The sequence below is a fragment of the Allobosea massiliensis genome (assembly GCF_042655245.1).
In the GTDB taxonomy this organism is placed as follows: domain Bacteria; phylum Pseudomonadota; class Alphaproteobacteria; order Rhizobiales; family Beijerinckiaceae; genus Allobosea; species Allobosea massiliensis.
In genome coordinates this window covers 1-11580 of sequence record NZ_JBHSLU010000023.1, presented here as the reverse complement: position 1 = coordinate 11580, position 11580 = coordinate 1, and the positions used below count along the sequence as shown (strand labels likewise).

Genomic DNA, 11580 nt, shown 5'->3' with positions numbered 1-11580 from the left:
ATCGTCAACGGCCATCCCAATAGCCGCATCGACGAACTGCTGCCCTGGGAATATCCGGCTCAGGCCGCTCTCAGGGATGTGGCCTGAGGACGACGCTTACACTAAAAGCAACGTCAGCCAAGCCAAACTGATGTTCGATTGGTCTGTCGGATGCGATCGACACGCTCTATCTCCAGGGCTTGCCCCCGCTCGTGCGTTTGCGGCTCCCTTACGACCTAGCCCTATGATCTTTGCCAAAGCGGAGCGAGCGCTCCGCGTAGTTCGGAGCGACCATCAGATAATCAGCAGGCAAATTCCATTTTGCGCGATACTGGTCGGGCGTCAGACCGTAGCTCGCGCTCAGGTGCCGCTTCAGGGATTTGACGCCCTGCCATCCTCCAGACGGATGACGGCATTGGGCGTCACCGATCGGCGGATCGGCACGGCAGGAATCAGCGATTCCGCAGCAACGGGCGAAGGCGGACCCGCCAAGCTGGCGAGCGCGACATGGGTGCTCGCGATAAGGCGCGGCAGGTCGGCTGTCGGCAAATTATTGCGCTTCACATAGGCCGACACGATCGACGCCGTCAGCGCAATCAGCTCTTCATTGTTGTCAGACATCGGAATTCCTCGGCAATAGAAGGAACGCTGGCCTAGTCGAGCCGCGATTTCGATCTGGCTCGCTCATCGCTAGCCGATCCTCGTCAGTTGCGATAGAAAATCAGCCGCTGCTATGTCTCCGACCGGCTTCTCCTGACCCGACCCGGCCGTGTGTCGACACGCCCAGGGTTTGAGAATGGGCACACCGGCTGCCACAAAATGCGTCTCGTCGCCGCTGACCACGATCAGGTTGGCGACAGCGGCGGGGGGCGATGAAAAAGTCGAGCTGCCCGAAATTATGCCCGCGCCGGCGACCAGCATTTAAGATCCGCCAGCGCAGGATCACGTCCTCGGTAAGTGGAAACGTGCGACCGGCGAACAAAGGACGAAGGGTTTGCGCCAGCCAGCCGGAAACCACCGCGCGGCGCTCTGTATCGGGAGCCTGCTCGATCCCATAGCGGATCTCGGCGAAGGTCACCTCTGACACGAATTAAGTCTGTTTCGGCTGGGCCGACATAAAGTCGGCGACCGCCTGATCGGGCCGCGGCTTCCGCAGTTCCGACAGCACGTTGGTGTCCAGCAGAAAACCGTTCACACCTCGACCAAGCGACGCCCGGTATGGCGCTGTCGATCACGGTCATAGGATTCAGCTGAAACGATCGAGACCGCATCCTTGCCATGCAGCGTCACGCGCTCCGGCCCATGCTTTCGCGCGCGCTTCACGACCCGCTGAACCGCACCTTGGCATCCTGGAGCCGCCAGCGCTCACCGACACCGGGACCGAGCTGACATCGCGGGCAATCCTGCAATGGCAGGAGGATAGCGAGGTCGAGTGGCACTACATCGCGCCAGGCAAGCCGATGCAGAACGGGTTCGTCGAGAGCCTGAATGGTCGCTTCCGGGACGAATGTCTCAACGAGCACATGTTCCGCAACCTGCCGACCGCTCGCCGGCTGATCGAAGAATGGAGGATGGACTACAATGCCCACCGGCCGCACACGAGCCTTGGCGGCCTTACCCCCAACGAGTTTGCAACCCGGTCCAGGACGGACCACATCGAGAACAGAGTCCAGTTATGAACGAGGGCAAATACGGGGCAACGTCAGCTCCACCTCCGATGAAGCCGACACCGGTGATCAGCCCCTCGAGGATTCGGGCCTGTCCGATCGAGCCCTTGCCAAGCACGCCGAGTGCAATCAGAACGAAGCCGCAGCTTGCCATAGCGACAAGCGGAAAGGTACGGATCCCGGCGCTGCGTTCCTCGTGCTCGCGATCCCACCCGATCGGTAGTGCGATCAGGTAAGCCAAGGCGAGATCAACGAGATGGGACGCGATCTCCCAAAAATTGAGTGCGGCGAATTTCATTTAACGCCCTGCCTGGCAATCAGATCGAGCAGCTGGTGCGGTTGTCTTGGGTTAGCACAGGCCAGGGGAAGATGAACACGGTTGTCTTGCCGCAAACTGCGCGATCGTCACGATCTACGGTCTTCGCATCAACCACCGATCGACGCGAAGATGAACTTGATCATGTCTCATCGCACCCTCAAAGATGCATATTGCATCGATCGACCTTTCTGGATCAACCTCTTGATACAATGTGGTGAAGCGAGTGACGGCCGCCGTGCCAATTTCGATTCCGTCAATCGAGCACCGCCGAGCCTGTTGACTTATCAAGGGGCACGCCTCATCGAATTCGCAAAACGTCCGACGCTATCAATCATCAAAGGATCTAGCTATGAAGTTACCATATGCCATCTGCGCCATCACCGTGAATGCGATCTTATTTTCAAGCGCGACAATTGCCCAAAATGTAAAGATTGTAGGGCTTGGCGTATCAAGATGCGACAAATTTATTAGCGATACTCAGGGGAATGACGTTTCCGAGAAACAGTACTTCGCTTGGGCGCAAGGATTCATGAACGGCGCGTTAGTCCGAGCTCCTGTTGGTGTAGATGACGGTCTTGACTTGCTTCCCCAAAATTTCCCAGTCCAAAGTCAGATGGCTTACCTAAAAAGTTGGTGTGACAAAAACCGAAATTCGGACTTTAGCGATGCGTCTTTTGCTCTTTTCAAAGAATTAAGGGCACAGATGACAAAATGAATGACTTTCTTATAAAAACACGTACCGTAGCTTGGCTACAGCAATCGCTCCCCTGCAGTTGCTGCGGCGCGGGGTGGCGCTTGGTCAAGGAGCGCCGCCCCAACCCGACACAGCCAATGCAAGCCTTGAGAGGAACGAATTCATTTAATCAACAGCACCACTATTGATCCGGCCACAAGTCCAGACACGCCAAACCATAACTGTCGCCGCCTCTGAACCTGCCGCGTTACCGCCCCATCGACGATTCCCGCTAGGTGCATCCGCTCGCGTTTCAGCGCATCGGCCTCATCCCGCATCACCCGCGCGGCCTCGGCGAACGCTTCGGCCCCGGCCCGCCCCATCGCCCGGCCATGCTGCTCAGGCGTCATCTTCATTGCCGGATGATCCTGGATCGCGACGATTCGAGCCTCAACCTGGGTCAGCACCTTGACGACCGCGCCCAGCGTCGGCGTGTAGTCGGTCACTCGCGTCGCCCCTTCGACGATAGCCGGCAGCGCCTCGACAGCCTGGCGCAAGCTCGCAACTTGCGCCTGAAGCGCAGCGAAGGCCAGCGCCGCATCACTCTCGCCGCGCTCACTTCCGTCGTCGCTCGTCACGCTCACCGCTCCATGCCTTTGTCACGCTCGCGGACGTGCTTCTCGGCATCCGACTCACGCGCTGCCTCGTTCCGCCCCGGCTTCGTGTCCGCACGCACCATGCCCTGCTGAGCCGTTTCACGCTGCACCTGCCGCTGACGCTCGCGATCCATACCGGCCACGAGCTGCGCGGCGCGCGCTGGTCCGCTCAGTTCGGCCATCGCCCGCTGGCTCAGGCTCTCATGTTTCAGCACTGAGGCCATCTCCTGCGTTGATCCCGGCCGGGCCTTTTCCATGGCGGCGCCGGCTGTCCGCAGCGCCAGCTTCTGATGCTGAAGCACTGGCAGATCGGCCGTCTTCATTCGAGCCGCATCCTGATAGGCTTTCGCATAGGCCTCGACGGCGGCCAGAACCTTTACGCGAGCCGCAGCGGAGCCTGACGCAGGCGCGGCCGGGCTCCCGCCGCCCTTCCGCCCCGACAACGCGCCATCACGCTCCTGCGGCCTGCCCCGCCCTGCCCCAAGTTTGAGCCCGGCGAACATGCTGCGCCCGGCCGCCGGCGTCTCCGCAGCCGTGGCAGCGCTCTTGACACCCTCTCCGCCGGCGACGCGCCCCTGCGGGCCACCATCACCACGCCGATCGGCAGCTCGATCCCCGATCCCGGGATTGCGCCCGACCTCGTCCCGCGATCCCTCGCTGCCGAGTCGCTGCCGCGCCTGCCCATCGTTGCCGCGCTCAACCTCGATGTCGCTTTTCACCCCGAACCGCTCGGCGATCCCCCGCCGCTCGGCAAACCCCTGCGCATAATCGAGCGTGGTTTCTTTCGACCCGTCGCGGCCGAGCCGCGCCGCAAGCGACCCCATCCCGTCCTTGAACTCGTCCTTGCCGGCATACAGCGTCGCCTGATCGCGATGGCGCGTCATCGAGACATAGGTGAGATGCCGGTCCATCGTGCCCGACGCCATGACGAAGGCGCGATCGACGGTGGCGCCTTGCGTCTTGTGGATCGTGGTTGCGTAGCCGTGATCGAACGCGGCATAGTCGCTCGTCGCCCACGACACCGTGCGTTGTTCTCCCCCGGCGCGCGCGAGTCCGTCGGGTCGGGCCGTGATCCGGTCCGGCTCGACGGACACCACGGTCCCGAGCATGCCGTTCTTCACGCCAAGCTCGCGATTGTTCTCGAGGAACACGACCCGATCGCCGGGTGCGAAGGACCGCTTGCCGTCATTGGTCTGGAACACGTGCTCGCGGCCAAGCTGCCCCTGATCCCCCTCCCCGCGCGCCAGTTCGCCGGCATCCTGCCGCGCCGCACGGATATCGGCATTGAGCGCCCGAACATCGACCCGCCGATGCGCCATTGCGACGCGCGAGCCCTCCGACCGCTCGGCAGCGTCCGCCATGTAGTCGGCGACGATCGCAGCCCGCGCCGCGTCGCGCGTCTCGCTGAACCGGACGTCGCCGCGCTCGGCGTAGGCAGAGAGCCCCTCGCTCGTTCTGTGCCGCGCAAGATTGCCGGACGCCTTCCGCTGCCAGTCCTCGCGCTGCCGGCGGATGTCCTGCAGCTCGGCAAACCCGACCCGCTCCGCGATGGCGCGGAACGGCGCGCCCGCCCCGATCGCCTGCAATTGCTCCTGGTCCCCGACCATGACGAGTTTTGCGCCTGTGCGCTCTGTCTCGGCGACAAAGCGCGCGAGCTGACGCGATCCGACCATGCCGGCCTCGTCGATCACCATGACGTCCTTGGGCCCAAGCTCGCCGCGTCCAGCTTTCCAGCCATGCTCCCACGACGCCAGCGTCCGCGAGCCGACTCCTGACGCCTCCTCCAAGCCCTCGGCTGCCTTGCCCGACAAGGCCGCACCATGAACCGCATAGCCCTGCCGCTCCCAGGCGTCGCGCGCAGCAGCCAACATCGTGCTCTTGCCGGCGCCCGCCAATCCGACCACGACCGCGATCTGCTCGCCGCCGGTGACATGTTCCACCGCCCGACGCTGCTCGCCGCTCAGGCCTGCGGAATCGAGCGCCCGATCCCGATCGGATTCCGACAAAGTCCCGCGCGCCACCTGCCAGGCGGTATCGGCCGCAACCCCACGCCGGATCGCACCATCCTGCTCGGCCAAGGCCGCATCGACATGAGTGCCATCGACACCATGCCTGCACGCCTCGCTCATCCGCACGGCTCCCTCCGCCATGCCGCGCTCGAGCGTCACCATCTCCTTCGTTGAGTATCGCGCCAGCGTGATCTCGCCGTTCTGATCGACCCGCTCCGCCTGAAGCTCGACCAGAGCATCCGACGACATCACCTTCGCGAACGCATCCTGAAACGCGTCCGCGCCGTCGATCGAACGATGCAGGGCTTTTGCGACATCATGCCGATCGAACACGCTCTTCTCGCCGGTGATCAGCGTCAGAACCTGTTCCGGCTTCTCGGCGATCAGATCGGCATTGCGCCGCGCCGCATCCCCGTCGAGCCGGGTCCGGGAGACCTCGACCCCACGCCGCTCCATCTGGGTGGCGAACACCCCCACATGCTCGGTCGGCTCGATCTCCAGCCCGCGCTCCTGATGCGAGCGATGATCGACCCGCACGTCCAAGCCTGCCGCCGCCAACCGCTCATTGGCGACCTGCTCCCAGGATTGGCGGATCTCGCGCATTTGCATCGACGAGGTCGGCAGCCCCTGCGACAACAGCCACTTGTTCTCCCGCTCGATCGAGGTCTTGTCCAAAAACCCCTCGGACCCGACAGCCCGCACCGTCATCAACAGATGGGCATGATGATTGCGCACATCCGTCTCGCCATGCGGAGAATGGATCGCGACATCGACCGCCGTCCCATAGCGATCGGCCAAGCCCTGCGCGAACGACCTCGTCGCCTCCAGTCGCTCATCCGCATTCAGCTCATGCGGCAAAGCGATCTCGAACTCCCGGGCCACCCGAGCATCCTTACGCCCCTCGGCCGCCTCGGCCGCATTCCACAATGTCGCCCGATCCTTCGCCCATTCTGCATCCGACCCACGCGACAAGACGATCTCGGAATGCTCCACCCCGCCCCGCCGGGTAAAATCATGCGTGACGCCGTCGCGATCGTTCGTCAGCCGTTCCCCGGCGCGATACGCCGCTGCCGCGACCGCGCTGCGGCCCATGCCACGGCTGATCGGCTTGATGCTGAGATGGTAGATCGCCAATTCGCGAAACCCTGGTTCGCAACTACCCTATCAGGCGCTTAGTTGTGCAACAACTCGTAAGTGCGCACTTAAAGCACCACCCGCTACGCTCCTGACGCTTCGCGTGGTCCGCTCGCGGCACGCTTTGTGCTAGGATGATCGGCGATGGGATTGGCATGTCGGGGCGCACTGGCTTGGCTTGGCTCGAACCGTTCCAATGTTTCGCCCAGGGGTTGGCTGGCGCTGCCCACGCCGTTAGAACCGGGCGCTCACGATGACGGAGACGCCTAATGGCGAGACGATCAATCGAGGAGCGGCTGGCCCAGCTCGATGCCCAGCGCAAAACCCTGCAGGCGAGGCTCGGCCGCCAGGAGCGCGCCAAGGACACAAGGCGCAAGGTGCTGCTCGGGGCGCTGGTCCTGCAGCGACTGGAGACCAGCAAGGATGCCGAGTTCGTCGATCGGCTGCGGGCATGGCTGAAGCGCGAGCTGCCCGGCTTCCTCACCCGCGACGGTGACCGCACGCTCTTCCCCGACCTGATCGAGCTGTCCACGGCTGAGAAGGCGGCCGTTGCATCTCAGGCCTCCGGCGATCCGGCCGCTGCGGCTGAGCGTGCCTGATGGTGGCAAAAATCGCTTTCGTGAACATGCTGCGCGCCGCCTGGCGCGATCCATTGTGGGCGCTTGGCTGCGCCGTGTTCGGGCCCGTCGCCGCGATCCACTATGTCGCAAAGGTCGGGGCGATCGCCGGCATCGTCACGGTCGCCTTGCTGTTTGCCGTCCATCTCGCCATGGACGCGATCGGCATGGCCGGCACCTCGCTCCATCTCGCCGGCAATCTGCTCGCCTGCCTGCTCGGACTGATGACGCTGGCGCGCTTCGTGATGAAGCCGATGGTGGAGCATTTCGGGATGGCCGATGACGACGCCACCCATGGCTCGGCCCGCTTCGCCTACGACAACGAGGTCTCCGCGCTGACGCGTGGCAGATCCGGGCTGCTGATCGGCCGCGATCCCGCGACCGGGAAGCTGATGCGCTATGACGGCCCGGCCCATCTTCTCACGATGGCGCCGACCCGTACCGGCAAGGGCGTCGGCACGATCATTCCAAACCTCCTCACCGTCGATCGCTCGGTGATCTGCATCGACCCCAAGGGCGAGAACGCCAAAGTGACGGCGCGAGCTCGCGACCGCTTCGGCAAGGTCCATGTGCTGGATCCGTTCGGTGTCACCGGCATCGCGTCGGCCGCCTTCAATCCGCTGCAGCATCTCGATCCCGACGGCATCGATGTCGCCGAGGAAGCCGCGACCCTGGCCGACGCGCTCGTCTTCGACGCGCCAGGCGAAGCCGGCGAGGCGCACTGGAACGAGGAAGCGAAGGCCTTGATCGGCGGCGTCATCCTCGCGATCGGCGCCGACGAGCCGCGTGAGCGGCGCAACCTCGCGACGCTGCGCGAATGTCTCACGCTCGCGCCCGAAGCATTCACCGCCCTGCTCAAGCGCATGCAGGCGTCATCGGCGGCCGGCGGCCTGGTCGCGCGCGCAGCCAATCGTCATCTTGGCAAGTCAGATCGCGAGGCCGCCGGCGTGCTCTCGGCCGCGCAGCGCCATACGCACTTTCTGGATTCGCCGCGCATGACGGCCGTCCTGGAGCGGAGCGACTTTTCCTTCGCCGATCTCAAGCGCCGCACCGCGACCGTGTTCCTGGTTCTTCCTCCTGATCGGCTCGGGACCTATTCGCGCTGGCTGCGCCTCATGGTGACGCGCAGCCTGTCAGATATGGCGCGCGCCCCCTCCCCTGCCCCGGCAGGCGCACAGGCCGCGTCTAACGGGCCGACAGAGCCAGTGCTTTATCTGCTCGACGAGTTCGCCGCGCTGGGCAACCTCGCGCCCGTCGAGCGCGCCATGGGTCTCATGGCAGGCTATGGCGTCCAGCTCTGGCCCATCCTCCAGGACATCCACCAGCTCCGCGCCACCTACGGCCGCCGCGCGGGCACATTCCTCTCCAACGCCGGCGTCCTCCAGGTCTTTGGCGTCAACGATCACGACAGCGCCCGCCTCGTCTCCGACCTCACCGGCCAGGAGACCGTCGTCTTCAAAACCATGAGCCGCGCGCTCGATTCCGAAAAGACGGGAATCTCCTATGGCGAGCAGCACGTCGCCCGCCCGCTCATGACACTCGACGAGGTTCGCAACATGCACCCAACAGCCCAGATGCTGTTCATCGCCAACCAGCGGCCTATCATCGCCGGAAAACTTCGCTACTAGGGGGCACCTCAAGGTTTGTACGCTAAACCGCGCTAAGCTGGACGAAGCATGAACATGGCTCATGCTGCCTGCCGCAGCCGCGCTGTCGGATCGTTGAGCGAACGATAGGTGTTCGGGGCGATGTCGTCGGGCCGTTCCCACAGGTAGTCGCCTGTCAGGCCGACATGAGCCCAGCCCATCGGAGAGACATGGGTGAGCAAGGCTTCGGAGACGGCTTCGCCTCGGCTGCGCAGATGATCGACGGCGCGTTCGAGATACAGGGTGTTCCAGTAGGCGATCGCGGCGATGACGAGGTTCAGCCCCGAGGCCCGATGGGCCTGGTTCTCCAGGGTTCGGTCCGAGAAGCGACCCTGGCGATGGGCATAGACGGCCTGCGCCAGGGCGTGGCGGGCCTCGCCCTTGTTCAGTCCGGCCTGGCACACCCGACGCTGCGACGGATGTTCCAGCCAGTCGAGCGTGAACAGCGTGCGCTCGATGCGCCCGATCTCGCCGAGCGCGAAGTCCAGGCGGTTCTGACGCTTATAAGCTCCAAGCTTCTTCAGCATAGTCGAAGGCGCCACCGCGCCGGCCTTGATCGATGCGGCGAGGCGGACGATGTCGTCCCAGTTCTCGGAGATGACCTCGGTGCGGATCGGTCGCCCGATCAGAGCTTCCAGGCCCTTGTATCCTGAAGCCGGCTCGATCGTGCCGAGCCGGCGATCGGCGAGATCACGAAGCCGCGGCACGAACCGCAAACCGAGCAGGTGGCACAGCGCGAAGACGTGGTCCGTCGCGCCGCCGGTGTCGGTGTAATGCACTTGCGGGGCCAATGCGCTGCCATGCAGCAGCAGGCCGTCCAAGACATAGGGCGCTTCGCCGGCCGTCGCCGAGATGACGCGGGAATGGAACGAAGCGAAGTGGTCGGAGAGGTGGGTGTAGATCTTCACCCCCGGCTCGCCGCCATACTTGGCGTTCACTTCGGCCGCGCCCGCGCGCTCGCGGCCAGCCCGGAAGAACTGCCCGTCGGAGGAAGAGGCCGTGCCGTCGCCCCAGTGACGCGCGAATGGCAGCCGGTGATGAGCATCGACGATCATGGCGAGCGCGGCGCGATAGTTTTCTTCCGAAAGATACCAGTTGTGGGTCCAGGCGAGCTGGGCGTAGCTGACGCCTTGGCTGGCGTTCGCCATGCGCTCGAGGCCAAGATTGGTGCCGTCGGCCAGGACAGTGGCGAGCACGGCGTTCGGGTTGTCGTGGATCTTGCCGCTGCGCAGATCGCGGAAAGCCGACAGGAACCCCGTCCGAGCCGCAACCTCGCGCAGCAGATCGGTGATGCGCACGCGTGGCAAGAGCGCGTCGAGCTTGCGGTCGAGCATGTCGGCCTCGGGTGGCGTCGCCGGCGGCAGCGGCTTCACCTTCAGCTTGCCGCGCACCATCGACACGCCTTCCAGCTTGTCCTGCCGCAGCAGCGCAGAGAAGCGCTTCAATCGCCAATCCAAAACGCGGGCGCGACTTGCAATGTAGGCGTCCGCGGCAACACCGATCGGTAATCCGGTGGCGATTTCGACCGCTGCCCGCTTCGAGAGCAGATAAGCGTCGAAGCGCCGATAGTTCCGCGAGCACTCGATCCAGACGTCGCCTGCCCGCAGCCGGTCGCGCAGCGTCGAGAGCACGGCGGTCTCATAGAGCCGGCGGTCGATCCGGCCGTTACCCTGGCGCACGAGCCGCTTCCATTGCCTGTTTTTGAACGGCAGCGGCGCATCGTCCGGCACATCGCGCCGGCCACGCCGGTTGAGCTCGCGCAAAATCTCGACCGCCCGCAGGAGGGAAGCTCCGCCTCCAGCGGCGCGGAAAGCGAACGCCTCGAGGAACGCCGGCGCGAAACGGCGGATCGTGCCGTAACGTTCGGTCGCGGCCGCCAGCATGTCTTCGTCGGCCAGTTCGGCCAGCGCATCGATCTGGGGCTTGGCGGCGAGGAGCCGATGCCAGCCGACCGTCTCGTCGATCACGGCGAGAGCGTCGGTATCGCCCTCGCGCGCTTCCGACAACGCCGCGATCGTGCGGCCAAACAGGCGCATGAGCTGGCCGACGTCACGGGTCGTTGCCTGGTAGCGCCGTTCCTGACCGCGCCGGGCGCGGCTGAAGAGGGATCCGACGAGCTTGTCGAACATGTCGATCGCGGCATCCGCCAGTCGCATCTCGAGGTCGATCAGGCTCGCAATGAGGGTCGCCCGGCGTCGGTTTGCGGAGTAGTCGGAGAGCGGAGAGCAGGAACGCCGGCGCCACCGCGCCTTCGCGCACGAACTGCCGGAAGCGGTGCTCGTGAACCGCGGACATGACGTCATCGGCGGAGATGCCGATGCCGCGCACGAAGGCAAGCGATCCAGAAGGTCGTTGATGTTCGTCGTCGAGGGCGACTCCGGGATGTCGCGCAGCCAGGCAAACCGGGTCGAGTTCAGCGCGGCATCGTTGACCAGCAGAGCATCGAGGCGGCCGAGTTGCTCGGGCGCCAATGGAGCAACGAGAGCTTCCGCGGCTTTCCGTCGAGCGCGAGCCCGCCCGGCCAATCCGGCTCGTTCGATCGTGTCGGGGGCGGGAAGGATGATTTTGGCGGAACGCAGACCTTCGACAATCCCGTGAGCGATCGGTTCGCCCTTGTCGGTCGACCACGCGGCTGCGGCGGCGAGATCGAGAGCGAGCGGCACATCGGCACGGATGAAGGGGCGCAAGCCGAGATAGCCGAAGAGTTCGCCCGCGTGATCGAGCCGGATCTGGGTGCGACGGCTATAATCGCGAAAGGCTGCCGCCGAGAGCCCGAGCTGATGGGGCTCTGTGGTCATTTCTACATTAATACACGCTAAGGGCATTTTGCAGGTGACGGGAAACACATGATTTCCGCTCACCGTGATCGCGGGGCAAACT

Annotated in this window: 9 protein-coding genes and 2 pseudogenes; 4 read left to right on the top strand and 7 right to left on the bottom strand. The window is 64.4% G+C overall.

Going from position 1 to position 11580, the window contains the following annotated elements:
• Positions 1 to 96: 96 nt before the first annotated feature.
• The 3 genes and pseudogenes from ACFPN9_RS11400 to ACFPN9_RS11390 all read right to left on the bottom strand — a co-directional run bounded on the left by ACFPN9_RS11400 (position 97) and on the right by ACFPN9_RS11390 (position 1302).
• Positions 97 to 600 (bottom strand): annotated as a pseudogene (locus ACFPN9_RS11400) (Ros/MucR family transcriptional regulator).
• Positions 601 to 669: 69 nt separating this feature from the next.
• Entirely contained in the window at positions 670 to 900 is a 231-nt protein-coding gene (locus tag ACFPN9_RS11395) for a hypothetical protein (RefSeq protein ID WP_197432847.1), read from the bottom strand.
• A 270-nt stretch (positions 901 to 1170) separates the two neighbouring features.
• A complete protein-coding gene (locus ACFPN9_RS11390; RefSeq protein ID WP_348626293.1) occupies positions 1171 to 1302 on the bottom strand; it encodes a type II toxin-antitoxin system Phd/YefM family antitoxin in 132 nt (43 codons plus the stop codon).
• A gap of 41 nt (positions 1303 to 1343) precedes the next feature.
• On the opposite strand from ACFPN9_RS11390, the pseudogene ACFPN9_RS11385 reads away from it, so the two are divergent.
• A pseudogene (locus tag ACFPN9_RS11385) lies at positions 1344 to 1658 on the top strand (integrase core domain-containing protein); the annotation flags it as partial.
• Here ACFPN9_RS11385 and ACFPN9_RS11380 read toward each other — a convergent pair.
• Positions 1594 to 1944, bottom strand: a complete 351-nt coding sequence (locus tag ACFPN9_RS11380; protein WP_377816973.1) for an MgtC/SapB family protein — start codon at positions 1942 to 1944, stop codon at positions 1594 to 1596. The pseudogene ACFPN9_RS11385 and the gene ACFPN9_RS11380 overlap by 65 nt on opposite strands.
• Before the next feature lie 370 nt (positions 1945 to 2314).
• Here ACFPN9_RS11380 and ACFPN9_RS11375 point away from each other — a divergent pair, with 370 nt between their 5' ends.
• Entirely contained in the window at positions 2315 to 2680 is a 366-nt protein-coding gene (locus tag ACFPN9_RS11375) for a hypothetical protein (protein ID WP_156449924.1), read from the top strand.
• A 140-nt stretch (positions 2681 to 2820) separates the two neighbouring features.
• Here the strand turns inward: ACFPN9_RS11375 and ACFPN9_RS11370 are convergent, their stop codons facing one another.
• Positions 2821 to 3276, bottom strand: coding sequence for a DUF6118 family protein (locus tag ACFPN9_RS11370; RefSeq protein WP_068072164.1), 456 nt, complete (start codon positions 3274 to 3276; stop codon positions 2821 to 2823).
• 2 nt (positions 3277 to 3278) lie between these two features.
• Positions 3279 to 6437, bottom strand: coding sequence for a Ti-type conjugative transfer relaxase TraA (gene traA, locus ACFPN9_RS11365; RefSeq protein WP_067254272.1), 3159 nt, complete (start codon positions 6435 to 6437; stop codon positions 3279 to 3281).
• 269 nt (positions 6438 to 6706) lie between these two features.
• On the opposite strand from traA, the gene ACFPN9_RS11360 reads away from it, so the two are divergent.
• Both ACFPN9_RS11360 and ACFPN9_RS11355 read left to right on the top strand, forming a co-directional pair.
• Positions 6707 to 7036, top strand: a complete 330-nt coding sequence (locus ACFPN9_RS11360) for a mobilization protein (RefSeq protein ID WP_067254275.1) — start codon at positions 6707 to 6709, stop codon at positions 7034 to 7036.
• Entirely contained in the window at positions 7036 to 8682 is a 1647-nt protein-coding gene (locus tag ACFPN9_RS11355) for a type IV secretory system conjugative DNA transfer family protein (RefSeq protein ID WP_068204245.1), read from the top strand. Before ACFPN9_RS11360 ends, ACFPN9_RS11355 begins: the two co-directional genes overlap by 1 nt.
• Positions 8683 to 8741: 59 nt before the next feature.
• Here ACFPN9_RS11355 and ACFPN9_RS11350 read toward each other — a convergent pair whose 3' ends face one another.
• Complete coding sequence (locus ACFPN9_RS11350) at positions 8742 to 11498, bottom strand: Tn3 family transposase (protein WP_377816968.1); 2757 nt, start codon at positions 11496 to 11498, stop codon at positions 8742 to 8744.
• Positions 11499 to 11580 lie beyond the last annotated feature (82 nt).